26 protein-coding genes are annotated in these 25,977 nt (G+C 71.0%); 15 read left to right on the plus strand and 11 right to left on the minus strand.

What is annotated here, in order from left to right:
* Positions 1-12: 12 nt before the first annotated feature.
* Both ABZ876_RS00820 and ABZ876_RS00825 read right to left on the minus strand, forming a co-directional pair.
* The gene (locus ABZ876_RS00820) at positions 13-978 is read right to left on the minus strand and encodes a zinc-binding dehydrogenase (RefSeq protein ID WP_361772354.1); all 966 of its coding nucleotides are present in this window, start codon (positions 976-978) and stop codon (positions 13-15) included.
* A 142-nt stretch (positions 979-1,120) separates the two neighbouring features.
* Positions 1,121-2,344, minus strand: a complete 1,224-nt coding sequence (locus tag ABZ876_RS00825; RefSeq protein ID WP_361772356.1) for an NADP-dependent malic enzyme — start codon at positions 2,342-2,344, stop codon at positions 1,121-1,123.
* A gap of 534 nt (positions 2,345-2,878) precedes the next feature.
* On the opposite strand from ABZ876_RS00825, the gene ABZ876_RS00830 reads away from it, so the two are divergent.
* From ABZ876_RS00830 to ABZ876_RS00840, 3 genes are read left to right on the plus strand one after another with little or no spacing between them, the layout of a single operon-like run.
* Positions 2,879-3,841 (plus strand): ABC transporter substrate-binding protein, encoded by a 963-nt coding sequence (locus ABZ876_RS00830; protein WP_361772358.1) that lies wholly within the window; start codon positions 2,879-2,881, stop codon positions 3,839-3,841.
* A gap of 33 nt (positions 3,842-3,874) precedes the next feature.
* The gene (locus ABZ876_RS00835; protein WP_361772360.1) at positions 3,875-4,813 is read left to right on the plus strand and encodes an amino acid ABC transporter permease; all 939 of its coding nucleotides are present in this window, start codon (positions 3,875-3,877) and stop codon (positions 4,811-4,813) included.
* Complete coding sequence (locus ABZ876_RS00840) at positions 4,810-5,616, plus strand: amino acid ABC transporter ATP-binding protein (RefSeq protein ID WP_361772362.1); 807 nt, start codon at positions 4,810-4,812, stop codon at positions 5,614-5,616. Before ABZ876_RS00835 ends, ABZ876_RS00840 begins: the two co-directional genes overlap by 4 nt.
* An 84-nt stretch (positions 5,617-5,700) precedes the next feature.
* Here ABZ876_RS00840 and ABZ876_RS00845 read toward each other — a convergent pair whose 3' ends face one another.
* Positions 5,701-6,468, minus strand: coding sequence for a class I SAM-dependent methyltransferase (locus ABZ876_RS00845; RefSeq protein WP_361772364.1), 768 nt, complete (start codon positions 6,466-6,468; stop codon positions 5,701-5,703).
* A 99-nt stretch (positions 6,469-6,567) separates the two neighbouring features.
* Here ABZ876_RS00845 and ABZ876_RS00850 point away from each other — a divergent pair, with 99 nt between their 5' ends.
* Positions 6,568-7,197: a CGNR zinc finger domain-containing protein gene (locus ABZ876_RS00850; RefSeq protein WP_361772366.1), complete on the plus strand. Its 630-nt coding sequence runs from the start codon at positions 6,568-6,570 to the stop codon at positions 7,195-7,197.
* On the opposite strand, the gene sodX is transcribed toward ABZ876_RS00850, so the two are convergent.
* Positions 7,101-7,535, minus strand: coding sequence for a nickel-type superoxide dismutase maturation protease (gene sodX, locus ABZ876_RS00855; protein WP_361773846.1), 435 nt, complete (start codon positions 7,533-7,535; stop codon positions 7,101-7,103). The two genes, ABZ876_RS00850 and sodX, sit on opposite strands and share 97 nt — an antisense overlap.
* A 145-nt stretch (positions 7,536-7,680) precedes the next feature.
* On the opposite strand from sodX, the gene sodN reads away from it, so the two are divergent.
* From sodN to ABZ876_RS00870, 3 genes are all read left to right on the plus strand, one after another.
* A complete protein-coding gene (sodN, locus tag ABZ876_RS00860) occupies positions 7,681-8,076 on the plus strand; it encodes a superoxide dismutase, Ni (protein ID WP_100828187.1) in 396 nt (131 codons plus the stop codon).
* Positions 8,077-8,541: 465 nt separating this feature from the next.
* Entirely contained in the window at positions 8,542-8,973 is a 432-nt protein-coding gene (locus ABZ876_RS00865; RefSeq protein ID WP_361772368.1) for a helix-turn-helix transcriptional regulator, read from the plus strand.
* Between the two features lie 9 nt (positions 8,974-8,982).
* On the plus strand, positions 8,983-9,399 hold the full coding sequence (locus tag ABZ876_RS00870) for a VOC family protein (RefSeq protein WP_361772370.1): 417 nt from the start codon (positions 8,983-8,985) through the stop codon (positions 9,397-9,399).
* Positions 9,400-9,694: 295 nt separating this feature from the next.
* On the opposite strand, the gene ABZ876_RS00875 is transcribed toward ABZ876_RS00870, so the two are convergent.
* The 3 genes from ABZ876_RS00875 to ABZ876_RS00885 all read right to left on the minus strand — a co-directional run bounded on the left by ABZ876_RS00875 (position 9,695) and on the right by ABZ876_RS00885 (position 13,073).
* Positions 9,695-10,027 (minus strand): DUF952 domain-containing protein, encoded by a 333-nt coding sequence (locus ABZ876_RS00875; protein ID WP_361773849.1) that lies wholly within the window; start codon positions 10,025-10,027, stop codon positions 9,695-9,697.
* A 358-nt stretch (positions 10,028-10,385) separates the two neighbouring features.
* Entirely contained in the window at positions 10,386-11,498 is a 1,113-nt protein-coding gene (locus tag ABZ876_RS00880; protein WP_361772372.1) for a family 2 encapsulin nanocompartment cargo protein polyprenyl transferase, read from the minus strand.
* A gap of 168 nt (positions 11,499-11,666) precedes the next feature.
* Entirely contained in the window at positions 11,667-13,073 is a 1,407-nt protein-coding gene (locus ABZ876_RS00885) for a family 2B encapsulin nanocompartment shell protein (protein ID WP_361772374.1), read from the minus strand.
* Between the two features lie 512 nt (positions 13,074-13,585).
* Between ABZ876_RS00885 and ABZ876_RS00890 the strand changes: the two genes are divergently transcribed.
* Both ABZ876_RS00890 and ABZ876_RS00895 read left to right on the plus strand, forming a co-directional pair.
* A complete protein-coding gene (locus ABZ876_RS00890) occupies positions 13,586-14,176 on the plus strand; it encodes an N-acetylmuramoyl-L-alanine amidase (protein ID WP_361772376.1) in 591 nt (196 codons plus the stop codon).
* Positions 14,177-14,233: 57 nt separating this feature from the next.
* Positions 14,234-15,199 carry a pyridoxal-phosphate dependent enzyme gene (locus ABZ876_RS00895; protein ID WP_361773851.1) on the plus strand — a complete coding sequence of 322 codons (966 nt, stop codon included), beginning with the start codon at positions 14,234-14,236 and terminating at the stop codon, positions 15,197-15,199.
* Here ABZ876_RS00895 and ABZ876_RS00900 read toward each other — a convergent pair.
* Positions 15,181-16,776, minus strand: coding sequence for a Na+/H+ antiporter (locus ABZ876_RS00900; RefSeq protein WP_361772378.1), 1,596 nt, complete (start codon positions 16,774-16,776; stop codon positions 15,181-15,183). The genes ABZ876_RS00895 and ABZ876_RS00900 overlap by 19 nt on opposite strands.
* 61 nt (positions 16,777-16,837) lie before the next feature.
* On the opposite strand from ABZ876_RS00900, the gene ABZ876_RS00905 reads away from it, so the two are divergent.
* From ABZ876_RS00905 to ABZ876_RS00915, 3 genes are all read left to right on the plus strand, one after another.
* Positions 16,838-17,098 carry a UBP-type zinc finger domain-containing protein gene (locus ABZ876_RS00905; RefSeq protein WP_361772380.1) on the plus strand — a complete coding sequence of 87 codons (261 nt, stop codon included), beginning with the start codon at positions 16,838-16,840 and terminating at the stop codon, positions 17,096-17,098.
* A 251-nt stretch (positions 17,099-17,349) separates the two neighbouring features.
* Positions 17,350-17,763, plus strand: a complete 414-nt coding sequence (locus ABZ876_RS00910) for an anti-sigma regulatory factor (RefSeq protein WP_055492491.1) — start codon at positions 17,350-17,352, stop codon at positions 17,761-17,763.
* A complete protein-coding gene (locus tag ABZ876_RS00915; RefSeq protein WP_361772382.1) occupies positions 17,760-18,902 on the plus strand; it encodes an RNA polymerase sigma factor SigF in 1,143 nt (380 codons plus the stop codon). Before ABZ876_RS00910 ends, ABZ876_RS00915 begins: the two co-directional genes overlap by 4 nt.
* Positions 18,903-18,998: 96 nt before the next feature.
* Here the strand turns inward: ABZ876_RS00915 and ABZ876_RS00920 are convergent, their stop codons facing one another.
* Positions 18,999-19,448, minus strand: a complete 450-nt coding sequence (locus ABZ876_RS00920) for a hypothetical protein (protein ID WP_361772384.1) — start codon at positions 19,446-19,448, stop codon at positions 18,999-19,001.
* 177 nt (positions 19,449-19,625) lie between these two features.
* On the opposite strand from ABZ876_RS00920, the gene ABZ876_RS00925 reads away from it, so the two are divergent.
* Positions 19,626-20,594 carry a diacylglycerol kinase family protein gene (locus tag ABZ876_RS00925; protein ID WP_361772386.1) on the plus strand — a complete coding sequence of 323 codons (969 nt, stop codon included), beginning with the start codon at positions 19,626-19,628 and terminating at the stop codon, positions 20,592-20,594.
* Positions 20,595-20,911: 317 nt separating this feature from the next.
* On the plus strand, positions 20,912-21,169 hold the full coding sequence (locus tag ABZ876_RS00930) for a WhiB family transcriptional regulator (protein ID WP_003992873.1): 258 nt from the start codon (positions 20,912-20,914) through the stop codon (positions 21,167-21,169).
* A 192-nt stretch (positions 21,170-21,361) separates the two neighbouring features.
* Here ABZ876_RS00930 and ABZ876_RS00935 read toward each other — a convergent pair whose 3' ends face one another.
* Entirely contained in the window at positions 21,362-22,837 is a 1,476-nt protein-coding gene (locus ABZ876_RS00935) for a PAS domain-containing sensor histidine kinase (RefSeq protein WP_361772388.1), read from the minus strand.
* A 760-nt stretch (positions 22,838-23,597) separates the two neighbouring features.
* Here ABZ876_RS00935 and nagB point away from each other — a divergent pair.
* Positions 23,598-24,383, plus strand: coding sequence for a glucosamine-6-phosphate deaminase (nagB, locus tag ABZ876_RS00940; protein ID WP_361772390.1), 786 nt, complete (start codon positions 23,598-23,600; stop codon positions 24,381-24,383).
* 74 nt (positions 24,384-24,457) lie between these two features.
* Here the strand turns inward: nagB and ABZ876_RS00945 are convergent, their stop codons facing one another.
* On the minus strand, positions 24,458-25,972 hold the full coding sequence (locus tag ABZ876_RS00945; protein ID WP_361772392.1) for a glycoside hydrolase family 3 N-terminal domain-containing protein: 1,515 nt from the start codon (positions 25,970-25,972) through the stop codon (positions 24,458-24,460).
* Positions 25,973-25,977: the final 5 nt, after the last annotated feature.

Genomic DNA, 25,977 nt, shown 5'->3' on the forward strand with positions numbered 1-25,977 from the left:
CCCCGGCGGGGCTCAGTTCGCGGTCAGTACGATCTTGCCGAACTGGTCGCCCGCTTCCAGGCGTTCGAAGCCCTCGCGGGCGCGGTCGAGAGGAAGCACCTCGTCGATGACGGGACGCACTCCGGTGGCGGCGCAGAAGGAGAGCAGGTCCTCCAGTTCATCCTTGGAGCCCATGGTGGAGCCCACCACCTTCAGCTCCAGGAAGAAGATGCGCGTGAGCTCCGCATGGGAGGGTCGGTCACCGCTGGTGGCGCCCGAGATGACGATCGTGCCGCCCGGCCGCAGCGACTTGACGGAGTGGGACCAGGTGGCGGCGCCGACGGTCTCGATCACGGCGTCCACCCGCTGCGGCAGCCGCGCCCCGGACTCCAGGGCCTCCACCGCGCCCAGCTCCAGGGCCCGCTTGCGTTTGGCCTCGTCGCGGCTGGTGGCGAAGACCCGCAGCCCGGCCGCCTTGCCGAGCACGATCGCCGCCGTGGCGACACCACCGCCGGCGCCCTGCACGAGGACCGAGTCCCCGGGGCGCACACCGGCGTTGGTGAAGAGCATGCGGTAGGCCGTCAGCCAGGCGGTGGGGAGACAGGCGGCCTCCTCGAAGGAGAGCTGCTTCGGCTTGGGCAGAAGGTTCCAGGTGGGCACGGAGACCTGCTCGGCGAAGGTGCCCTGGTAGCGCTCGGTGAGGATCGAGCGGGGCTCGTCGGGGCCGACGCCATGGCCGCTCTGGCCGATCACGGAGTGCAGGACGACCTCGTTGCCGTCCTCGTCGACACCCGCCGCGTCGCAGCCGAGGATCATGGGCAGCTTGTCCTCGGAGAGACCGACACCCCTGAGGGACCAGAGGTCGTGGTGGTTGAGGGAGGCGGCCCTGACATTCACGGTCGTCCAGCCGGGCCTCCGCTCGGGGGCCGGGCGTTCTCCCAACTCGAGGCCGGAGAGCGGGTGGTCGCGGTCGATGCGGGCGGCGTAGGCAGCGAACATGACCTTGACGATAGGCTCCGTGGTGGGCGTACGGAACCAGGATCGACTGTGACGCGTGTCCCGCTGGAAGGCACGTACCGGCCGAACCGGCCGAGAGGACACGGGCGGGCGGGTCATAGGATCCCGCCCGCCTCGCACGGCGTTACCGTCGCGCGACGCCCTCGGCCCGCGCGGCCGCGGCCACCGCCGCCGTCACCGCCGGGGCCACCCGCTCGTCGAAGGGCGACGGGATCACGTAGTCGGCCGCCAGGTCGTCCCCGACGACCGACGCCAGCGCCTCGGCCGCCGCGATCTTCATGCCCTCGGTGATCCGGGACGCCCGCACCTGGAGCGCGCCCGCGAAAATGCCCGGAAACGCCAGCACGTTGTTGATCTGGTTGGGGAAGTCGGACCGCCCCGTCGCCACCACGGCCGCGTACTTGTGCGCGATATCCGGGTGGACCTCCGGGTTCGGGTTGGCCATCGCGAAGACGAAGGCGCCCTCCGCCATCGATGCGACGGCCTTCTCCGGCACCGTACCGCCGGAGACGCCGATGAAGACGTCGGCGCCCTCGAGGGCGTGCTCCAGCGACCCCGAGAGGCCCGCCTTGTTGGTGAACCCGGCGAGTTCCCGCTTGACCGGCGTCAGATCGTCCCGGTCCGGCGACACGACGCCCTTGCGGTCCGCGACCGCCACATCGCCGATGCCCGCCTCGACCAGCATCTTCGCGATGGCGACACCCGCCGCTCCCGCGCCCGAGATGACGGCCCGCAGATCCCCGAGCGCCCTGCCGGTCAGCCGCGCGGCGTTCCGCAGGGCCGCCAGCGTCACCACGGCCGTGCCGTGCTGGTCGTCGTGGAAGACCGGGATGTCCAGCCGCTCCTGGAGCCGACGCTCGATCTCGAAGCACCGCGGCGCCGAGATGTCCTCCAGGTTCACGCCGCCGAAGGAGGGCGCGAGACGGACCACGGTGTCGATGATCTCGTCCACGTCCGTGCAGTCCAGGGCGATCGGGACCGCGTCCACCCCGCCGAACTGCTTGAACAGAATCGCCTTGCCCTCCATGACCGGGAGGGACGCCTCGGGACCGATGTCACCGAGTCCGAGCACGGCCGTGCCGTCCGTGACGACGGCGACGACCGAGGACTTCCATGTGTAGTCGTGGACCAGCTCCGGCTGTTCCGCGATGGCGGTGCACACCCGGGCGACGCCGGGCGTGTACGCAAGGGACAGGTCGTCCTTGTCGCGGATCGGCACGGTGGCCTGCACGGCCATCTTGCCACCGCGGTGCAGCGCGAACGCCGGATCGAAGGAATCGTGGGGCTCGGCCCCGCTTTCCTGATCCGCACTGTTGTCGCTGCGAGGATTGACGATCTCCGCTGCCACTGTGTCGTACCCCTTAGGTATGCATGGTTGAGGGTGACCACTCCTGGTGAGGGGTGGGCGGGCACCGCGTGTGACCCAGATGACTGATGCGTACGGGTGCACACGCGACGGGCGCGCCGCACACGCGCCCTGAGCCCCTGATGAGGGGTGTAATGCACCTTCTTACCCGACGGATGGTGTCCCGGACGAGTCCATAAAGCTAAGGTCACACGCCGGTGAGATGACTCATGGCTGGAAATGTGGACAAGTCACCGACATGTCTCCTCGCGGCCGGCGCGGCCCGGACGCAATCGTCCGCATCATGAGACCAGCCGAAGATCTTCCGGCCGGAAGGATCGATTCCCGCAAAAGCCCGACTGTGATCGGCGCTCCGGACGCGTTTCGGGGGTCCCGTTATCCGATTTTGACATAGTGGCGCCCCTGAATATGCGTAACGGAATGGCAAGATGCCTCAACCACACGAGGTCGCGACACCCAAGGGTGTGTGTTCTCGTCGACCCATCGGCATCACTCATCCCGCCGGAGGAACCCACCATGACCGCAAGCTCCACCCGTCGTTCGACCGCCACGCGCTCCCGGATAGCCGCGGTCGGCGCCATCGCGGTCGCGGGCACCCTGCTGCTCACCGGCTGCGGTGACCAGACGAAGAGCAAGAACAACGACAGCGGCTCGGGCAGCGCCTCGGCGGCCGCTCCGCTGGCCGACAAGCTCCCCGCGTCCATCCGCCAGGCGGGGACCATCAAGGTCGGCTCCGACATCGCGTACGCGCCGGTCGAGTTCAAGGACGGCGCCGGCAAGACCGTCGGCATGGACCCCGACCTGGCGGACGCCATGGGCAAGCAGCTCGGCGTGAAGTTCCAGTTCGAGAACGGCACGTTCGACGCCCTGCTCACGGGCATCCGCTCCAAGCGCTATGACATCGCGATGTCAGCGATGACCGACAACAAGAGCCGCCAGGATGGTGTCGACCCCGACTCCGGCAAGAAGGTCGGTGAGGGCGTCGACTTCGTCGACTACCTCACAGCGGGCGTCTCGATCTACACCCGCAAGGGCGACACCGGCGGCATCTCGACGTGGTCGGACCTGTGCGGCAAGAAGCTCGCCCTGGAGCGGGGCACCGTGTCGGAGGACCTCGCCAAGAGCGAGACCAAGAAGTGCTCGGGCGGCAAGAAGATCACCATCGAGGCCTTCGACGACGACCAGCAGGCCCAGACCCGGCTGCGCTCCGGTGGCGCCGACGCCGCGTCCTCCGACTTCCCGGTGGCCGCGTACGCGGTGAAGACGTCGGGCGGCGGCAAGGACTTCCAGCTCGTCGGCGACCAGGTCGAGGCCGCCCCGTACGGCATCGCCGTCGCCAAGGGCAACAACCAGCTGCGGGACGCCCTCCAGGCCGCGATGAACGCGATCATCAAGAGCGGCGAGTACCAGAAGATCCTTACCAAGTGGGGCGCCGAGGACGGCGCCGTCAAGGAGTCCGTCATCAACGGCGGCAAGTGACCGCTGCTCCGCGGCCACTGAAAGGCAACACCCGTGACTGTTGACATCGACAAGACGGCGGGCACCCAGGACACTCCCCCGGCCGGCGCCGAGGCCATCAAGGCCGTTCCGGTGAGGCACTACGGGCGGTACGTGTCCGCGGTCATCGCGATCGCGCTGTTCGTCGCCATCATCTACGCGTTCGGCCAGGGCAGGATCAACTGGAATGCCGTGCCGGACTACTTCTTCGACGACCGCATCCTGACAGGTGTGGGCAAGACCCTCATGCTGACGGCCCTGTCCATGGTGATCGGTATCGTCGGCGGCATCGTGCTCGCCGTGATGCGGCTGTCGAAGAACCCGGTGACCTCGTCCGTCGCCTGGTTCTACATCTGGTTCTTCCGCGGCACCCCGGTCCTGGTCCAGCTGTTCCTCTGGTTCAACCTGGGCCTGGTGTTCGAGTACATCAACCTCATGCCGTTCTACAAGGACTACTGGTCGAACTTCATGACGCCGCTGCTGACGGCGCTGCTCGGCCTGGGTCTGAACGAGGCGGCGTACATGGCGGAGATCTGCCGTGCCGGTCTGCTCGCCGTCGACGAGGGCCAGACGGAGGCCGCGCACGCGCTGGGCATGAGCCACGGCAGGACCCTGCGCCGGATCGTCATTCCGCAGGCGATGCGGGTGATCGTGCCGCCGACGGGCAACGAAGTGATCAACATGCTGAAGACGACCTCGCTCGTGGCGGCCGTCCAGTTCCCCGAACTCTTCCGTTACGCCCAGGACATCGGCCAGACCTCCGGCGCCCCGGTGGAGATGTACTTCCTCGCCGCCGCCTGGTACCTGATCATGACGTCGGTCCTCAGTGTGGGGCAGTACTACATCGAGCGGTACTACGCACGCGGCTCCAGCCGCCAGCTGCCGTCGACCCCGTGGCAGAAGGTCAAGGCGAACATGTTGTCCATCGGCCGTCCGAAGGGAGGCGCGGCATGACCGAGCAGCTTACGAAGAACGACACTCCCGCGAAGGACACGTCCGTCCCGATGGTCAAGGCCGAGGGAGTCCACAAGTCCTTCGGGGCGGTGGAGGTCCTCAAGGGCATCGACCTGGAGGTGAAGTCCGGCGAGGTGTTCTGCCTCATCGGCCCCTCCGGTTCGGGCAAGTCGACCTTCCTGCGGTGCATCAACCACCTGGAGAAGATCAACGCGGGCCGGCTGTACGTGGACGGCGAGCTGGTCGGCTACCGGCAGCAGGGCGACAAGCTGCACGAACTGCGCGACCGCGAGGTCGCGATGAAGCGCCGGGACATCGGCATGGTCTTCCAGCGCTTCAACCTGTTCCCGCATATGACGGCCCTGGAGAACGTCATCGAGGCGCCGGTCCAGGTGAAGGGAGTGGCCAAGGCCCAGGCCAAGGAGCGCGCGATGCAGCTGCTGGAGCGCGTGGGTCTGGCGGACCGCGCCGGGCACTACCCCTCGCAGCTCTCCGGCGGTCAGCAGCAGCGTGTGGCCATCGCCCGGGCCCTGGCGATGGACCCGAAGCTGATGCTGTTCGACGAGCCGACCTCGGCCCTCGACCCGGAACTCGTCGGTGACGTCCTCGATGTGATGCGCGACCTCGCCGAGTCCGGCATGACGATGGTCGTGGTCACCCACGAGATGGGCTTCGCCCGCGAGGTGGGCGACTCGCTCGTCTTCATGGACGGCGGCGTGGTGGTCGAGTCGGGCAACCCGCGGGACGTCCTGACCAACCCTCAGCACGAGCGGACCCAGTCGTTCCTGTCCAAGGTGCTGTAAGGGCACGGCTGACACCGGTACGACCCGAAGGGGCGGTACGCATTGCTCGTACCGCCCCTTCGGCGTGCCTGCCGCCCCCGGGGCCTACTTCAGGGCGAGCAGCAGTGTGTCCGACGGGGAGCACCACACCGGGCGGGCCTCGGCGAAGCCCTTCTCGCGCAGTACGCGCGCGTGCCATGCGGCGGAGGGCGTCTCGCCGTCGGCGTGGTCGCCGTAGATCTCGAAGCGGCGGGCGGCCGGTGCGGCGAGGACGGGGTCCTTGCGGGCGAGCTGCCACCACTCGGACCAGTCGAGGGCGCCGTCCCTCAGGGCCCGCTCCCTGCGCTCGCTCCGCCGGGCGCTCTCGGCCGCGTTGATCCGGGGCGTGGAGTCGTCGGTCATGTGGTCGGCGTTCATGAAGACGCCGTCCCGGCGGACGAGTCCGGCGATACGGCCGTAGAGGGCCTCGAGGGGTTCGGCGCGCAGCCAGTGCAGGGCGGTGGCGGTGAGGACCGCGTCGTACGTGTCGTACGGCAGGCACGCGGCCCAGCCGGGGTCCTTGAGGTCCGCCTCGACGAGGGTGACCCGGTCGTCGCCCTCGAAGGTGCCACGGGCGATGGTCAGCAGTGCGGGGTCGAGGTCGACGCCGGTGCTGGTGGCCTCGGGGAAGCGGGCGAGCAGCCGGGCGGTGATGCTTCCGGTGCCGCACGCGAGGTCGAGCACCCGGGGCGCGTCGCCGACGAACGCCTCCACCATGTCGAGCATGATCCGGAAGCGGTCCTCCCGGTCCGGCATGTACCACTCCTGCTGGCGGTCCCAGCTCTCCTGCCAGGCGCCCCAGTCGGTCCCTGCCGTGGTGTCCGTGTCCGCCATCGCGAGCCTCCGTCGGCTACGTCCCGTAATACCCTTGATGGGCGACCGTCTGTTACCCGACCGCATCCCGACCCTAGAGCGCCCCGGTAAGGACTACAAGTGGAACTGGCCTATTACTCGGATTACGCCGTACGCCTTGTGAACAGCGAGGAGCCGGTCCGGGGCAAGGACTCGCTCACCTCGGTGGAGGCTGTACGCGATCTCTTTCGCGTCAGCCAGTCGGCGGCCCGCCGCGCCACCGACGCCGACGTGACCCGTTTCCGCTCGGTCCGGGCCCGGCTGCGCGCGGTCTTCGAGGCGGCGGACCAGGGCGACGAGACGCTCGCGGTGGACCTGCTGAACTCCCTTCTCCTGGAGTTCCCGGTGAGCCCGCAGATCTCTGGGCACGACCACCGGGACGAGGACGGCCGCCCGCTGTGGCACATGCACCTCGCCGACCACCCTTCGAACGCCACCGCCGGCTACGCGGCGATCGCGGCGATGGGCCTCGCCTTCCACCTCACCGAGTACGGTGTGGACCGCCTGGGCCTGTGCGAGGCGGCGCCGTGCCGCAACGCCTACCTCGACACCTCGACGAACCGCTCCCGGCGGTACTGCTCGGACCGCTGCGCCACCCGCGCGAACGTGGCCGCCTACCGCGCCCGCAAACGCCTGGAGGCCGACCGGTCGCCCAGTACCGGCCGGGCGGCCGTGAGCACCCAGCGCACCAGCGCGAGCGGCGAGCGCTGACCCTGCTTGAGCGGCCGGTACCGCAGCCACACCCTCCCGAGGACCAGCTCCTCGGGGACGGTGCCGTAGTCGGTGCTGTCCCCGCCCGCGTACGGATTGTCGCCGAGCACCCACCATCCGCCCTCGCGCAGCTCCACGGCCCGCTTGACGACCAGCAGGTCCTGCTGGAAGGGATGCCGCAGGACGACGACGCCGCCCGGCCGGACCCGGGCCCCGTACTGAACCAGCAGCCGGTCCCCGTGCTGCAACGTGGGCACCATGGACGGCCCCGTCACCTCGGCCGTCCCCAACGGCAGCAGGGCCCTCGTGCGCTCGATCTCCTGTGGCAGCTCCGGCATCACCGGCACCTCCCCGGTCCGATCCTCCACCAGTCCCAGTTTCGCCCCGGACTTTTGTCGTAAGCCCATGGGGGCACTCGCGAAAACCGGTCCCCTACGGAGTAATGTCCCACCTGAGAAGACGATCACGAGGAAGGACAGCTTCATGCTCTCCCGCCTGTTTGCCCCCAAGGTCAAGGTCAGCGCCCACTGCGACCTGCCCTGTGGCGTCTATGACCCGGCCCAGGCCCGCATCGAGGCGGAGTCGGTGAAGGCCGTGCAGGAGAAGATGGCCGCAAACGACGACCCGCACTTCCAGGCTCGCGCCACCGTCATCAAGGAGCAGCGCGCCGAGCTCGCCAAGCACCACGTCTCGGTGCTGTGGAGCGACTACTTCAAGGCCCCGCACTTCGAGAAGTACCCGGAGCTGCACCAGCTGGTGAACGACACCCTGAAGGCCCTCTCGGCCGCCAAGGCGTCGACGGACCCGGCGACTGGCCAGAAGGCGCTCGACTACATCGCCCAGATCGACAAGATCTTCTGGGAGACCAAGAAGGCCTGATCCACCGGCCTTCCGCGTGTGACGACCGGCGAGCGGTGCACCCTCGCAGGTCGGCGGAGCCCGCGCAGGGGCCCGGCCGGACAACCGGCCGGGCCCCTCGCATACGCCGGTTTCACGCCGCCGCCGTGGCCCCCGCGCCGTGAAACCGGCGTGAAACCGCGCCGAAGGCGGGGGCGCGCCTACACCGTCACCGACTCGGTGACCATGCTGCGCCGCCACCTCAAGCACGTCCTGCGCTATCCGTCGATGACGATCCCGGTGGTCGTGATCCCGGTCGTCCTTCGCCTTGGTGGGGTTCTCGGGCCACGGTGGGCCACCCGCGCGAGGAAGGTCAGCTCCGTCGTCACCCGAGCAGGTTGGAGCGTGGCGGATGGATCTTGCGCGGGTCTTCCGGCGCCCCGGGGTCCGGCTGTCGCGGCCGCCGGGGCGGGTCTTGTTGTCGGTGGTCCGTGGGATGCTGACGGCGTGGATGTGGACGACCTGATCCGGTTGCGGCGGGCGCGGGACCGCATGGACCGTGAGTACGCGCAGCCGCTGGACGTGGCTGCGCTGGCGCGCACCGCGCTGATGTCGCCGGGGCACTTCCAGCGCAGTTTTCGCGCCGCGTACGGGGAGACGCCGTACAGCTATCTGATGACCCGCCGTATCGAGCGGGCCAAGGCGCTGCTGCGGCGCGGCGACCTGACCGTGACGGAGGTCTGCTTCGCCGTGGGGTGCACCTCCCTCGGCTCTTTCAGCTCCCGTTTCACGGAGCTGGTGGGCGAGACGCCGAGCGCGTACCGGGCGCGGTCGCACGAGCAGGGGGCGGCGATACCGCCGTGCGTGGCGAAGGGCCTGACCCGACCGCGCCGGGGCCGTCCCGGGGATACGCGCGCTGATCCGCGCGCACAGCTCTAGCGTGGTGCCATGGACTTGAAACTTTCCCAGTGCTTCATCGCCGTGGACGACCACGACAAGGCGCTCGCCTTCTACCGGGACGTCCTGGGCCTGGAGGTGCGCAACGATGTCGGTTTCGAGGGGATGCGCTGGGTGACGGTCGGCTCGCCGCTCCAGCCGGACGTGGAGATCGTCCTGGAGCCTCCGGCGGCGAACCCGGACGCCTCCCCGGCGGACCGTCAGGCGATGGCGGAGCTGCTCGCCAAGGGCATCCTGCGCGGGGTCATCTTCTCCACCGAGGACTGCGACGCCCTCTTCGCCCGCGTTCACGCCTCCGGCGCGGAGGTTCTCCAGGAGCCCATGGACCAGCCGTACGGCGTGCGGGACTGCGCGTTCCGCGACCCGGCGGGCAACCTGCTGCGCTTCGCGGAACGCCCGCGCACCTGACGCGGCGCATCCCCGACGCGCCCCGGGCCCGCCACGCGCGGCCGGCGGCCGGGTTCCAGGGTCGTCGCATGCACACAGATCACCCTCAACGGCGCCCCGGGAGGACCCTGGGCCGGACACCCGCTCCCCGGTACCGCCGGGGGCGGCCGGGGCGTCGGCGCGCGCTCCCAGCGGGCCGGGGCATCCGGCTCGTTCAGGTCCTGCAACCACAGTGTGAGGCCCCCGCCCACCAGGACGAGCGCCGCCCACACCCCGGCCGCCCACCGCCACACCCTGCGTCCTCCCCCCGTCCCGGTCACTCCTGCGCCGCCGCCCCGCGGTCCCAGACCTCCACGTCCACCACGGCGGAGACCGGTATCGGCCCGTAGACGTGCGGGAACTCCTCGCCGCCGGGCTGCACGGCCTCGTACCGCACCGGAGCCGTCAGGCGCTCCGGATCGATGACGAGCAGGACCAGCTCGTCGGGCCCCTCGTACTCCCCGTACACCCAGCGCGCCACCTGGGGGACCTGGTGCCGCAGGGAACAGTGGACGAAGCCTTCCTCCTGGAGGGTGCGGCCCCTCGTCGACATCTCGTAGGAGCCGGTGGCGCGGGCCGTCTCCCACAGGGAGCTTTCGGTGAGGTGCAGAAGCGGTTCCGGCGTGCCGCCCGCCCCGGGCCCCGGCTCCGACGGCGCCTGCGGCTCCCGTGCCACGTAGGCCGGGCACCGCGGATTCCGGCAGGGCCCGGGGCGCCACACGGGGACGAAGGCGCCCAGCGTCTTGTGGCGGTGTACGACGACGTCGACGGGCTGCCCGCACACCGGACAGACCTGCTCCTCACGGCCCATGTCCTCAGCCTAGGGCCCCCTTCGGGAGGACAACAGGCAGGCAGCGGACGGGCCCCGCGCACCGTGAGGATGCGCGGGGCCCGCCCGGGCCGGAGCCGCGGGTCGCCGTGCGGGGTCAGGAGCCGCACGGGCCGGGGCTCCGGGGTCCTCGCGGTGGTCAGGTGGTGCGCCGGGTCACGAACTCGGCCAGGGCCAGCAGTCCGCCCGCCGCCTCCGGGTCGGGCACCGCGCGGGACAGCTCCTGCATGGCCCGGGCCATCCGGTCGGCAGCCTGCACCTGCGCCCAGTCACGGCCGCCCGCCTGCTCGACGGCCAGAACGGTGCGCTCCAATTCCCCTTTCTCGTAAGGCCCCTGGTACAGCCGGGCCAACTCCGCCGCCGCCGGGGTGCCGGAGACGAGCGCGGCCACCACGGGCAGCGACTTCTTTCGGGCCATGAGGTCGGCTCCGGCCGGCTTGCCGGTGCGGCTCGGGTCCCCCCAGATCCCGATCACGTCGTCGATGAGCTGGAAGGCCAGACCGGCCTGGCGGCCGAACGCGTCCAGTGCCTCGACATCCGCCTCGTCCGCTCCCGCGTAGAGCGCCCCGAGCGCGCAGGCGCAACCCAGCAGCGCGCCCGTCTTGGCCTCGGCCATGACGAGCACATCCTCGAGGGTGACCTCGTGGGGGCCACGCCGCTCCATGGCCGTGTCCGCGTGCTGTCCGGCGCACAGTTCGATCACACAGGCCGCGAGCCGGGCGGCGGCAGCCCCCGACGCCGGGTGCGGATCCTCGGCGAGCAGCCGCTGCGCCAGTGCCTGGAGGGCGTCCCCGGCGAGGATGGCGTCGGCGTCGCCGAACACGGTCCAGGCGGTGGGGCGATGTCTGCGGGTGGTGTCCCGGTCCATCACGTCGTCGTGCAGCAGTGTGAAGTTGTGGACCAGTTCGACGGCCGCGGCGGCCCGTAGGGCGCTGGACCGCCCTCCACCGAGCGCCTGCGCCGCGGTCAGGACGAGCGCGGGCCGTATCGCCTTGCCCGCGTTGCCCGCCGCCGGGGTGCCGTCCGCGTGCTGCCAGCCGAAGTGGTAGAGCGCGATCCGCCGCATCGGGGCGGGCAGTGAGTCCACGGCCCGCCGCAGCTCCGGGTCGACCGAGGCGCGGGTGCGCTCCAGGATCGCCACGGCCTCGTGGCCGTCGAGCAGTTGCTCCGGTCCCGACAGCGCGGCGTGCCGTCCCGCCGGGACGGTAGCGCTCCGCCGTGGGAGCGTGGGGCTGTGCTTCGGCTCCGTCATGAACTCACCCCTGGGACCGCCTCGAAGAGTCTGCGGACGTAGGACGCCTGCGCCGCCGGGCGCGCACCCGGAGGGTGTACCCGCCCCGGCGGGCGGGAACACCGCGTGCCGCTTGTACGCGGCGGGCGGGCCGCGGGGCGCGCCGGCGGGGGGCGGGGGCCGAAGGCGTCACCTCCAGCGGCCGATCTCGACGTTCTCCAGGACACCCAGGGCGTCGGGCACCAGGACGGCCGCCGAGTAGTAGGCCGTCACCAGATAGCTGATGACCGCCTGTTCGTTGATGCCCATGAAGCGCACCGAGAGACTCGGCTCGATCTCGTCGGGGATGCCGGACTGCCGGAGCCCGACGACCCCCTGCTCCTCCTCGCCGGTGCGCATGGCGATGATCGAGGTGGTCCGGGCCTCGGTGACCGGGATCTTGTTGCACGGAAAGAGCGGCACCCCGCGCCAGGTGGGGATGCGGTTGCCGCCGATGTCGATGGTCTCCGGGACCAGTCCGCGCTTGTTGAGTTCCCGGCCGAAGGCGGCGATCGCACGCGGATGGGCGAGGAACAGTTTGGTGCCGCGCCGCCGGCTGAGCAGTTCGTCCATGTCGTCGGGGCCGGGTACCCCGTCGTGGGGCTGGAGCCGCTGGTCGTACTCGCAGTTGCTGAGGAGCCCGAAGTCCGGGTTGTTGATCAGTTCGTGCTCCTGGCGCTCCTTGAGCGCCTCGACCGTGAGCCGCAACTGGTGCTCGGTCTGGTTCATCGGCTGGTTGTAGAGGTCGGCCACGCGCGTGTGGATGCGCAGCACCGTCTGGGCGATGCTCAGTTCGTATTCGCGGGGCGCGGCCTCGTAGTCGACGAAGGTGTGCGGGATGTCCGGCTCGCCGCTGTGGCCCGCGGCGAGGTCGATGGACTTCTCACCGTATTTGTTGGTGCGCTGCTCGGGGGCCGAGCGCTGCTCACGGAGGTGGTCGCGCAGGGACTCGGCGCGCTCCGCGACCAGTTCGACCTCCCGGCGGGGCAGTGCTAGCACCGTGCAGGCGGTGACCGCACGGGCCGTGTACTCCCAGATGGCGTCCGGGTCGAGCAGAGACTGGTCACCGAAGTAGGCGCCGTCGGCGAGGACACCGAGCACCGCGTCGTCTCCGTAGGGGCCGGTGCCGATCTTCTCCACCTTGCCGTGCGCGAGCAGGAACACCTCGTCGGCCTGGCTGCCGAACTCGGCGAGCACGTCCCCGGGTGCGAACCTGCGCTGCTGGCATCGCTGGGCGAGTTCACCGAGCACCTCCTGGTCCTCGTAGTCCCGCAGGGCCGGCAGCTCGCCCAGCTCTGCGGGAATCACCGAGACCTGGTCGCCGGTCTTGACGAACGTCACCCGGCCGTCGCCCACGGAGTAGGTCAGGCGGCGGTTGACCCGGTATGTGCCGCCCTGCACGCCCACCCACGGCAGCATGCGCAGCAGCCAGCGTGAGCTGATCTCCTGCATCTGGGGTGCGGACTTGGTGGTGGTGGCCAGGTTCCGCGCGGCCGTGGTGCCCAGACTCTGTTGCGGCCTGTTCTGCTCCGCGCGGACCTCTTCGCCTACCGACATGGGTATTGCCCCTCCCGATCACGCATCGATCAGCTCACGCATTCGATCTGCGGGAAAAGCGTCTCAGCACGGAGAGTGTCGATGCCATTACCCAAAAGAGCGGGAATGGATCATCGTGCGTCCGGGCACACTGGGGACTTGGCCGAACGGCCGCCCCGCGCCGGGGACCGGAGGCGCGGGCACCCGGGGCCGCGGACCGGAGGCAGGGGCACCCCGGGCCGGGGGCCGGAGGCAGGGACACCCCGGGCCGGGGGCCGGAGGCAGGGACACTCCGGGCCGCGGACCGGAGGCGCGGGCACTCCGGGCCGCGGGCCGGAAGGGGGCACTCCGCGCCTGGGGCCGAAAGCGGGGGGCGCCCCGGTCGGTCAGTGCGATCATCGTCCCATCCTCCGCTGACCGGATCGGCTCGCACGCCGTGCGAACGGCTGGTCCGGGCCGGGCGGTCGCCGGTACAAGCTGCGGTACGAGGCGGCCGCGGCCGGCGGCCGTCGCGGGGCGCGAAGGAGACGGCCATGGCCCCACCCATGTCCGCGGACACGTTCCTCGACCGGCTCCGGACGGAGGGCGTCACGGTGGTCGAGGTGGGCGACTGGGAGCGTCGCAACCGCAACCACAAAGGCCCTTGGGGGCCGGTCCACGGCGTGATGATCCACCACACGGCGACGACGGGAGGCGAGCGGACCGTCGAGGTCTGCCGCGACGGCCGGCCGGGTCTGCCCGGACCGCTGTGCCACGGCGTGATCACCAAGGACGGCGTGGTGCACCTGGTGGGCTACGGCCGTGCCAACCACGCGGGCCTCGGCGACGACGACGTGCTGCGCGCGGTGGTCGCCGAGAAGGCACTGCCCGCCGCCGACGAGGCGGACACCGACGGCAACCGTCACTTCTACGGCTTCGAGTGCGAGAACCTCGGCGACGGCACGGACGCGTGGCCCGCCGCGCAGTTCGACGCCATCGAGCGGGTGAGCGCGGCGATCTGCCGCCACCACGGCTGGTCGGAGCGCTCGGTGATCGGGCATCTGGAGTGGCAGCCGGGCAAGGTGGACCCGAGGGGCTTCACGATGGCCCGGCTCAGGGAGCGGGTCCGTGACCGCCTGAAGTGACAGCGGGTGACCGGCACGGCGAGGGTGTCCGAGAATGGCTGGGTGACCAGCTCCGATGTGCCGCGCCGCCGCCGGACGGCCGACGTGGCCGTGCTGCGCCCGTGCCTGCCGTCGCCGTTGCGGGAGGTCGCGGACGAGCGTTTCGCACGCCACGGGGTCCGGCTGCTGCTCAAGCGGGACGACCTGATCCACCCGGATCTGATCGGCAACAAGTGGCGCAAGCTCGCCCCGAACCTGCGCGCCGCGGCGGGCCGCACCCTGCTCACCTTCGGCGGGGCGTACTCCAACCATCTGCGGGCCACGGCCGCGGCGGGCCGGCTGCTGGGGCTCGGCACCGTCGGTGTGGTCCGGGGCCAGGAGCTGGCCGGCCGCCCGCTCAACCCCTCCCTCGCCCGGTGCGCGGCCGACGGGATGCGACTGCACTTCGTCGACAGGTCGACGTACCGGCGCCTCTCGGAGCCGGAGGTCCTGGCCGGCGTTCTGTGCGCGGCCGATGCCGAGGACGCGTACGTGGTGCCCGAGGGCGGCAGCAACTCCCTCGCCGTCCGCGGCTGCCGCGCGCTCGGTGAGGAACTGCGCGGCCGGGCGGACGTGGTCGCCGTGGCCTGCGGTACGGGGGGCACGCTGGCGGGTCTGGCCGCGGGGCTGGCCCCGGACCAGCGGGCCCTCGGGGTCGCGGTCCTGAGGGGCGACTTCCTGGCCGGCGAGACGGCCGCCCTCCAGACCCTGGCCTTCGGTGGCCGCCGCGGCGACTGGGCCGTCGAGACCCGTTTCCACTGCGGCGGCTACGCGCGGACGACCGAGGAACTCGAGGCGTTCGCGCGGGACTTCGAGTCGCGCCACTCCCTTCCGGTGGAACGTCTCTATGTCGCCAAGCTGCTCTACGGTCTTGTCGCCCTGACCGAGGAGGGCGCGTTCCCCCGGGGAACCACCCTGGCCGCGGTGATCACCGGAACCCCGTTCCCCCTCCCTGACCACGGACGGCTTCCCCCCGCCGGCCGCGGTCACGCCGCTTCGCGGTAGGCCGCCGCCTCCTCCAGGTCCAGGCGTCTGAGCAGCGTGCGGAGCATCTCGTCGTCGATGTAGCGGTGGTTGCGGAGCCTGACGAAGACCTCTCGTTCCGCGCCGATCACCTCCCGGGACAGCCGGCGGTAGGTGTCGTCGGCCGTTTCGCCGGTCACCGGGTTCACCGAGCCGAGGCGCTCCCACACGGCATTGCGGCGGCGCTCCAGGACCGCGCGGAGGCGGTCGGCCAGCGGGGGCGGCAGGGCGTTGCGCTCGTCCCGGAGGAGTTCGTCGAGGTGCCGCTCGGCCGCCCGCGACGCCTGCGCCTGGGCGTTCGCCTCGACGAGGGTCTCCGTCTGGGGGTCACGCCCCGGGAGTCCGAGCAGGCGGATCAGCGGGGGCAGGGTCAGGCCCTGCACCACCAAGGTACCGATCACCGTGGTGAAGGTCAGGAAGAGGATCAGATTGCGGCCGGGGAAGGGGCCGCCGCCATGCACGGTCCGCGGGATCGAGAAGGCGACGGCCAGTGAGACCACGCCTCGCATCCCGGCCCAGCCGATGACGAAGGTCCCCTTCCAGGTCGGGTTCTCCTCGCGCTCCCGGATGCGCCGGAACAGCAGGGGCGGCAGGAAGGTCGCCGGATACACCCACACGAACCGCGACACGACGACCACGACGAACACGGCCAGCGCGTACCAGGCCGCGCTCGTGCCCTCGTACTCGCCGAGTCCCCGCAGGACGACCGGCAGCTGGAGTCCGATGAGCGCGAACACCGCGGACTCCAGGACGAACGAGACCATCCTCCACACCGCCTCCTCCTGGAGCCGGGTCGCGAAGTCGACCTGCCAGTTGTGGTAGCCGAGGTAGAGGGCTACGACGACCACGGCCAGCACCCCTGAGGCGTGCGCCCACTCCGCCGCCCCGTAGGCCGCGAACGGGATCAGCAGCGACAGCGTGTTCTGGAGCAGCGCCTCCTTCAGGTGCGTGCGCAGCCAGTGGATCGGCATCATCAGCAGCAGGCCGACCGCGATGCCGCCGACCGCGGCGAGCGCGAACTCGCGTACCCCGCCGGCCCAGGTGGCGCCCTCCCCGACGGCCGCCGCGAGCGCCACCTTGAAGGCGGTGATCGCGGTCGCGTCGTTCACCAGCGACTCGCCCTGGAGGATGGTGGTGATCCGCGACGGCAGCCCCACCCGCCGGGCGACCGCGGTGGCCGCGACCGCGTCCGGCGGCGCCACCACCGCGCCCAGCACCAGCGCCGCGGTCAGCGGCAGATCCGGCACGATCAGATAGGCGGCCCAGCCCACCACCAGCGTCGCGAAGAGGACGTAGCCGACGGACAGCAGCGCCACGGGACGCATCTGCGCCCGCAGGTCCAGATACGAGCTGTCGGCGGCCGCCGTGTACAGCAGCGGAGGCAGCACCAGCGGCAGCACGACGTCGGGGGCGAGCGTGTACTCCGGGACCCCGGGCAGGTAGGAGACGGCGAGTCCCGCCGCGACGAGCATCAGCGGCGCGGGCACCGGGGTGCGGCGCGCGGCCCCCGCCACGGCCGCGCTGCCCGCGACCAGCATCAGCAGCGGCAACACGTTCATGTCTCCCGCCCCTCGTTCATGTTCGCGCGGCTTCCCGCGGACCCGTCGTAACCTGGCCATCATGAAACAGTGCACGCACGCCGACGCGCTGCCGCACCCCGAGCCCGAGTCCCGCAGCGAGACCTGCCTGGAGTGCCTCGCCGCCGGCACGCACCCGGTGCAACTGCGGCTGTGTCTGGAGTGCGGGCACGTGGGCTGCTGCGACTCCTCGCCCCTGAGACACGCGACGGCGCACTACAAGGAGAGCGGCCACCCGGTGATGCGCACCTTCGAGCCGGGCGAGAACTGGCGCTGGTGCTTCGTGGACCATGTACTCGTGTGACCCTGGATCCGGACGGTTCGACGGTGTGACGTATGGGTACGTCAAACCGGCGCGCGCTCTCTCCCAATCGGGCCCGCAGACCCCTAGCCACTGTGCGTATACATGGGTTTACTATGAGTGACAGCAAGGGGCCGGGGTTGCGGGGACAGCAGAGCCGGTAGCGCGGTAGCGTCACCGCTGAACCACGTAGGGCGTTACCCCGGGGGGCAACCCTCGGCCCCGAAAGAGCTTGTACCACCTTGGAGGTGAGGGTGTCCCAGATCGCAGGCGAGCCCGCGACCCAGGACTTCGTGGAAGTCCGGCTTCCGGCAGCGGGTGCCTACCTGTCGGTGCTGCGCACGGCCACCGCCGGCCTCGCGGCCCGTTTGGACTTCACCCTCGACGAGATCGAGGACCTGCGCATCGCGGTCGACGAGGCCTGCGCGATCCTGCTTCAGCAGGCCGTGCCCGGCTCGGTGCTCAGCTGTGTCTTCCGGCTCATCGACGACTCGCTCGAGGTCACGGTCGCGGCCCCGACCACGGATGGTCACGCACCGTCACGGGACACCTTCGCCTGGACCGTCCTGTCGGCCCTGGCCGGCAAGGTCTCCTCCGCGGTCGCCGACGACAAGACCGTGTCCATCAGCCTCTACAAACAGCGCGGCGCGGGACCCGGGCCGGCGTGACGAACGGGGACGGGCCGGTGCGGGACGAAGAGCGCGGCACACGGGAACTCTCCGCCGGGACCGCCGGCGACCCGAACGGGTCGCGGCGGACGGCGGGCGGCGTGGACGGCATCCCGGAACAGGCCCGTCCGCATCCGGAGGACGACACCTCGGCGGTCGCTGCGCCCGCGCAGGCGGGAGCAGCCCGGGCGAAGGAGCCGTTCTCCCCACGGGGCCGCGGACGACGGGATCCGGACGGTGCCACGCTGAGCACGTCCTCTGGAGGAAGTGGGGCCTCCCCCGCTCGAGCAGAGCCGAGAGCGCGGGGAAGGGTGACGGGCGGGACGATGAGCGAGCACGAGCGAAACGCCGAGCAGAGCGTGCCGGGCGGCGCGCAGCACGAGCCACAGGACCGCAGCGGGGCGCGGTCGCTGTTCGTCGAGCTGCGCACGCTGAAGGAGGGCAGCCCGGAGTACGCGGAGCTGCGCAATCGGCTGGTCCGGATGCATCTGCCGCTCGTCGAGCACCTCGCGCGCCGTTTCCGCAATCGCGGGGAGCCGCTGGACGATCTGACCCAGGTCGCCACCATCGGTCTGATCAAGTCGGTGGACCGCTTCGACCCGGACCGCGGCGTCGAGTTCTCGACATACGCGACCCCGACGGTCGTCGGCGAGATCAAGCGCCACTTCCGTGACAAGGGCTGGGCGGTGCGGGTGCCGCGGCGCCTGCAGGAGCTGCGCCTGGCCCTGACGACGGCCACGGCCGAGCTGTCCCAGCTGCACGGCCGCTCCCCGACGGTGCACGAGCTGGCCGAGAAGCTGGCCATCTCGGAGGAGGAGGTCCTGGAGGGCCTGGAGTCCGCCAACGCGTACTCGACGCTGTCCCTGGACGTCCCCGACACGGACGACGAGTCCCCGGCGGTCGCGGACACGCTCGGCGCGGAGGACGAGGCGCTGGAGGGGGTGGAGTACCGCGAGTCGCTGAAGCCGCTGCTCGAGGATCTCCCGCCGCGAGAGAAGCGGATCCTGCTTCTCCGCTTTTTCGGCAATATGACGCAGTCGCAGATCGCGCAGGAGGTCGGCATCTCGCAGATGCATGTCTCGCGCCTGCTGGCCCGGACCCTGGCGCAGCTGCGGGAGAAGCTCCTGGTCGAGGAGTGACGAAGGGCGACCGGATCCCGGTCGCCCTGGAGTTCCCCCACCGGCGGCCCGTGCCGTAGGCCGTGCGCCTGCTTCCGAGCCCTTGGGTGCGTGCGCCTACTTCTGGTCCTGTACGTTCCCCGGCCCCCGGATACCCAGCGCCCGCGTGGTCGCCGGGTTCACGAGCAGCACCAGGGCCGCCACCGCGACGACCGCGAGCGCGATGCCGCCCGGGATCGCGAGGCTGTCGGCCTGGAGCAGGGTGTACGCCACCGGCAGCGCCATGATCTGCGTGATGACCGCGGGCCCCCGGCTCCAGCTGCGCCGCAGCAGCAGACCGCGCGCGGCCAGCAGGGGCAGCAGCGCGAGCACGATCAGGGTGATGCCGCCGGTGACGGCCTGCCGGCGGTCGTCCGGTGAGCCCGTGAGACCCAGGACGAACATCCATGCACCACCCACGACGAGGGCGAGGCCCTCCAGGGCGGCGACTGCCGCCGCGACCGTCAGCCGCACGGGACGGGGCTCGGCGTCGGGGGCCGGGGAGGTGGGGTTCTGCTCAGCGCTCACCCCTGAAGGGTAGCCCTCGTCCGGCCGCCGGCCCGGCGGGGCATGTGAACGGCCGGCACTGCCGGCGCACCTCCGCGGCGGCTTCCCGGCCACTGTGCTCAAGGCCACTCCCCCTCCTCTTACCGGTTCCCTACCTCGGCCTGGGACGAGTACCGCCGAGTAGGTACCCTGCAACCCATGCGTGCACTTCTCGTGGTCAATCCGGCGGCAACCACCACAAGCGCACGCACCCGTGACGTCCTGATCCACGCGCTGGCGAGCGAGATGAAGCTCGAGGCGGTCACCACCGAGTACCGGGGGCACGCCCGGGACCTCGGCCGCCAGGCCGCGGAGAGCGAGGACATCGAGCTGGTCGTGGCCCTCGGCGGCGACGGCACGGTCAACGAGGTCGTCAACGGCCTGCTGCACCACGGCCCCGACCCCGTCCGGCTCCCCCGCCTCGCCGTGGTGCCCGGCGGCTCGACCAATGTCTTCGCCCGCGCCCTCGGCCTTCCCAACGACGCCGTGGAGGCCACCGGCGCGATCCTCGACGCCCTGCGCGAGGGCCGCGAGCGCACGGTCGGCCTCGGCCTGGCCACAGGCACCCCGGGCACCGAGGACGAGGCGGTGCCCTCCCGATGGTTCACCTTCAACGCCGGTCTGGGCTTCGACGCGGGCGTCGTGGGCCGGGTCGAACAGCAGCGGGAGCGGGGCAGGCGTTCCACCCATGCGCTGTATCTGCGCCAAGTGCTGCGCCAGTTTCTGGACGAACCTCATCGCAGGCATGGAACGATCACCCTGGAGCGGCCCGGCGAGGAACCGGTCGAGGATCTCGTCCTGTCCATAATCTGCAATGCGGCGCCGTGGACGTTTCTCGGCAATCGTCCGGTGTACGCGTCCCCTAAGGCGTCGTTCGACACCGGACTCGACGTGCTCGGTCTCAGCCGCCTGTCGACGGCCGCTGTTGCCCGTTATTCCACCCAGTTGCTCACTTCGTCCCCCGAGCGCGGGCCCCGTGGCAAGCATGTGGTCTCCCTGCACGACCTGAGTGGCTTCACCTTGCATTCGAAGGTTCCACTGCCCCTCCAGATGGACGGGGACCACCTGGGACTGCGGACCAGCGTGACGTTCACAGGCGTACGCCGTGCACTGCGTGTGATTGTGTGAGCAGAAGAGGCCAAAGTCCTTTCACTCGAACGTTTAGGCCAGGATCCACCCCTTGGAAGTACGGCTGTGACCTAGTCGACACCAAGGAATCAAAAAAAACTTTCCGGAAGGGGTTGTATCCGCCGCTGAGGTTTGCAAGTCTCTACGTGGCGCTCGGGACAGCCCGCAAGATCGGCCCCCACAGAGAGCCCGAACCCCTCCTCACACCAAGGACCACGTCAGTGAGTCTGACGATCGGCCCTTCACTTGTTGAGGGATTCGTGAAAGCGTTCACATTCACAAGCAATCTGCCCGTAATACCAAGAGAGGTAGCAGCCATGGACTGGCGTCACAACGCCGTTTGCCGCGAGGAAGACCCCGAGCTCTTCTTCCCTATCGGCAACACCGGTCCTGCGCTGCTGCAGATCGAGGAAGCCAAGGCCGTCTGCCGTCGCTGCCCGGTTATCGAGCAGTGCCTGCAGTGGGCGCTCGAGTCCGGCCAGGACTCCGGCGTCTGGGGTGGTCTCAGCGAGGACGAGCGCCGCGCCATGAAGCGCCGCGCCGCCCGCAACCGGGCCCGTCAGGCCTCCGCCTGACACACCCGCCCCGTACGAGCCTGAGCTTGGCGGCGCGCACAGCGAGTGCGCATCTCCCGCCCCCGAGCCGCAGCGCGCAGTACCCCCGGTGCGCAGCAATAGCTGGCAACTGAGCTTTAGCCCCGGACCACTTGTGGTCCGGGGCTCATTGCTGTCCCGGGGCGGGGCGGGCGGCCGTCCGCCCCGCCGGCGTCACGCGGGGGCGCGGACCGGGATGTCCAGGATCACCCGTGTGCCCCGCCCGGGGGCCGGGACCATGTCGAACGTGCCGCCCAACTCCCCCTCCACCAGGGTCCGTACGATCTGCAGACCGAGGTTGCCCGCCGTGTGCGGGTCGAAGCCCTCGGGCAGGCCGACCCCGTCGTCCTGGACGGTGACGAGGAGCCGGGCCTCCTTCGTCGTGCCGCCGCGGACCGCCGAGACCTCGACCGTGCCGGTGTCGCCCTGACGAAAGCCGTGTTCCAGGGCGTTCTGCAGGATCTCGGTCAGCACCATGGAGAGCGGGGTCGCGACCTCGGCCTCCAGAATGCCGAAGCGGCCGCTGCGCCGGCCGGTGACCTTGCCGGGCGAGATCTCGGCCACCATGGCCAGCACCCGGTCGGCGATCTCGTCGAACTCCACCCGCTCATCCAGGTTCTGAGACAGCGTCTCATGCACGATGGCGATGGAGCCGACCCGCCGCACGGCCTCCTCCAGTGCCTCCCGTCCCCGCTCGGACTCGATGCGGCGAGCCTGGAGGCGGAGCAGGGCGGCGACCGTCTGGAGGTTGTTCTTCACCCGGTGGTGGATCTCCCGGATGGTCGCGTCCTTGGTTATCAACTCCCGCTCGCGGCGCCGCAGTTCGGTGACATCCCGGAGCAGGACGAGCGAACCGATCCGGGTGCCCTTGGGCTTCAGGGGAATCGCGCGGAACTGGATCACCCCGTCGTTGGCCTCGATCTCGAACTCGCGCGGCGCCCAGCCGCTGGCGACCTTGGCGAGCGCCTCGTCCACCGGGCCCCGGGTGGGAGCGAGTTCCGCGGTGGTGTGGCCGAGATGCTGGCCGACCAGATCGGAGGCGAGCCCCAGGCGGTGGTACGCCGACAGGGCGTTCGGGGACGCGTACTGGACGAGGCCGTCCGCGTCGAGGCGGATCAGCCCGTCGCCGACACGCGGCGACGCGTCCATGTCGACCTGCTGGTCGGGGAAGGGGAAGGCGCCGGCCGCGATCATCTGCGCCAGGTCGGAGGCGCTCTGGAGGTAGGTGAGCTCCAGGCGGCTCGGGGTACGCACGGTCAGCAGGTTGGTGTTGCGCGCGATCACGCCGAGGACGCGCCCCTCGCGTCGTACGGGGATGGACTCGACCCGGACCGGGACCTCCTCGCGCCACTCGGGGTCGCCCTCGCGCACGATCCGGCCCTCGTCCAGGGCCGCGTCCAGCATGGGCCGGCGGCCGCGCGGGACCAGATGGCCGACCATGTCGTCCTGGTAGGAGGTGGGGCCGGTGTTGGGCCGCATCTGGGCGACCGAAACGTATCGGGTGCCGTCGCGTGTGGGCACCCACAGGACGAGGTCGGCGAAGGAGAGGTCGGACAGCAGCTGCCACTCCGACACCAGCAGATGGAGCCACTCCAGGTCGGAGTCGCTGAGGGCGGTGTGCTGGCGGACCAGTTCGTTCATGGACGGCACGTCTGCGAGGGTACCCGGGAGCTGTGCCAACGCTCGAAATCAGCCAGGCGGGCGGCAGCGCCCCCCGCGGACCGGCCCGCCTCCCCCGGGGCGCACGGCCCCGTAAACACCCGCGGGCCGCGGCGCCTGGGAGGGACCCTCAACCCTCCCGGCACCGCAGCCCGGAGCAGCAACGGCCGCGGGGTGTGCGGTCCCGGTCGGCCGAAGGTCGAGGAGCCGGAGCAGTCAGGGCAGAGAGCGCCGGTTCCTCGGTCCGTCTTCCTGTGCGGGGAAGACGGAGGTGTGTGCGAGCTGTCTCGCTCGTGCTGTTCTCGCTCGCGCGACGAGAACACTCTACGTGCTGTATCTGCGCTTATGGACTAGACCATGTGTCGTGGACCATGGTCCTGCGTCCGGGCGCGTGTGTCCATGCGCCGGGAGACGCTTGTTGTTGTCTCTTTATCGGACATCCATCGACGCCCCCACCGCAGAGTAGCGGCCTTCGGCCCGTGCGGGTGCCGGATTGCCGTCGTGTGGTCCTCAGCGCGCCTTCGTCACGTCCGCCGGGACGCGCGGCGCGGCGGCTGCCCTGGCCGTCTCCCGTACCGGGGACGACCTGCACGGGAAGAGCAGGGGTACCCGGCATGAAGGGCACGGGAACCCGGAGCGCAACCCCTGTTCAGGGGGTCCGCTTCTCATTATATTGGTCTATACCACATGTGTGTGCTCGCGTCTGCCCCCTCGGTCCCCCGCGAGCCCTCTCCAGATCGGCAGGCCCAGCGTGGAAGTTGTCATCGTTCCGGACGCCAAGGTGGGCGGCGAACTCATCGCCGAGGCCATGGCACAGCTGCTCGAACGCAAGCCGGACGCTCTGCTCGGCGTGGCCACCGGATCGACACCGCTGCCCGTCTACAAGGCGCTGGCGGCCAGGGTGCGCTCCGGCACCGTCGACATCTCCCGGGCGCGGATCGCCCAGCTCGACGAGTACGTGGGCCTGCCGGCCGACCACCCGGAGTCGTACCGCTCGGTGCTCGGCCGCGAGGTGCTCCAGCCGCTCGGGATCGGCATGGAGGCGTTCCTCGGGCCCGACGGCACGGCCGAGGACGTGCGGGCGGCGTGTGCGGCGTACGACGCGGCGCTGGCCGAGGCCGGCGGGGTGGACCTCCAGTTGCTGGGGATCGGCACCGACGGGCACATCGGGTTCAACGAGCCGTGCTCCTCGCTCGCCTCGCGCACCCGGATCAAGACGCTGACCCGGCAGACCCGGATCGACAACGCCCGCTTCTTCGACGGCGACATCGACCAGGTTCCGCACCACGTCATCACCCAGGGCATAGGAACCATCCTGGAGGCGCGGCACCTGGTGCTCCTCGCGACCGGCGAGGGCAAGGCGGACGCGGTCGCCGCGACCGTCGAGGGCCCGGTCGCCGCGGTCTGCCCGGCCTCCGCGCTCCAGCTCCACCCGCACGCCACCGTCGTCGTGGACGAGGCCGCCGCGTCCAAGCTGAAGCTCGCGGACTACTTCCGCCACACCTACGCCGGCAAGCCCGACTGGCAGGGCATCTAGCCCCTGGGGGGAAGGCGCCGGGTCCCGGGCGGGTACGGGCGCCTTCCCGCTGCCCGCCGCGGCGGGCGCCGGTGTCACATGCCGGCGATGACCTCCGCCGCGGCCCGTCCGCAGACCCGCGCCGCGCCGTGCGTGGCGATGTGCAGGGCGCCCCGGGGCGCGGCCTGCGGGACGCCCATCTCGACCACCACGGTGTCGGGGCGCCGGGCGAGGATCGCGTCGAGGGCCCCCGCCATCCACGGATGACGGTGCTCGTCGCGGACCACCACCACGATCCGCCGCGCTCCGGCGGCCTCCAGCACCGCCCGTCCCGCCTCCTCCCCCGCGAAGCCGCCGGTCTCCGTGCCCGGGAGCATGCGGACCAGCTCGGCGGCCACGCCCCAAGGGGTGTCGTCGCCCACCGCGATGTTCGCGACCGGGGTGAGGGCGGCGACGTACGGCGGCTCGGTGAGCGGGGCGAAGCCCTCCGCCCCGGCGACGGTCACCGCGCGCCGGGCCGCCAGCAGACCGATGTCGGCCCCGGCGGCCGGGTGCGCGGCGGCGCCCTGCGCTCGGGCCGACGCCGTCCACCGCGCCAGCGCTCGTACCCGCTCGGCCGCCTCGGCCAGCCGCTCCTCGGCCAGCTCGCCCGAGCGCACTGCCGTGACCAGGGCGTCCCGCAGACGTCGGACGGTCTCGTCGTCGGCGAGGCCGCCGCCCACACAGATGGCGTCCGCGCCCGCCGCGACGGCGAGGACGCTGCCGCGCTCGATGCCGTAGGTCCCGGCGATCGCCCGCATCTCCATGCCGTCGGTGACGATCAGGCCGTCGTAGCCGAGCTCGCCGCGGAGCAGGCCGGTCAGGATGCGTGGGGACAGCGTGGCCGGGCGGTCCGGGTCCAGGGCCGGGACCAGGATGTGCGCGCTCATGATCGCGCGTGTGCCGGCCGTGATCGCCGCCCGGAACGGGACGAGTTCGCGCTCCTGGAGCACCGGCGCGGGCACGTCGATGCGGGGCAGCGCGTGATGGGAGTCGACCGCGGTGTCGCCGTGCCCGGGGAAGTGCTTGGTGCAGGCGGCCACGCCCGCGGACTGGAGGCCGCTGACGTAGGCCGCGGTGTGGCGGGCGACCAGATCGGTGTCGGCGCCGAAGGAGCGCACGCCGATCACCGGGTTCGCGGGGTCGGAGTTGATGTCGGCGGAGGGAGCCCAGTTGAGGTTCACTCCGCAGGCGGCGAGCCGGCGGCCCAGCTCGACGGCGACCTGCCGGGTCAGCTCCACGTCGTCCACCGCGCCCAGCGCATGGTTGCCGGGGAAGGAGGAGCCCGTCCCCACCTCCAGGCGGGTGACGTCACCGCCCTCCTCGTCGATCGCCACGAGCACGTCCTCGCGCTCGGCGCGCAGCCGGGCCGTCAGCGCGGCGAGCTGCTGCGGGGAGGCGATGTTCCGGCCGAACAGTCCCACGGACGCCAGTCCCTCGCCGAGGCGGCGCAGCAGCCAGTCGGGGGCCGTGGTGCCGGTGAAGCCGGGCTGGAGGACCGTCAGAGCGTCGCGGGCCAGGCCGTCCTTCGCCGAGTTGGACTCGCTGGTACCGCTGGCGAATGTCGTCATCGGGT

Source organism: Streptomyces sp. NPDC046931, from assembly GCF_040644655.1.
Taxonomy (GTDB): domain Bacteria; phylum Actinomycetota; class Actinomycetes; order Streptomycetales; family Streptomycetaceae; genus Streptomyces.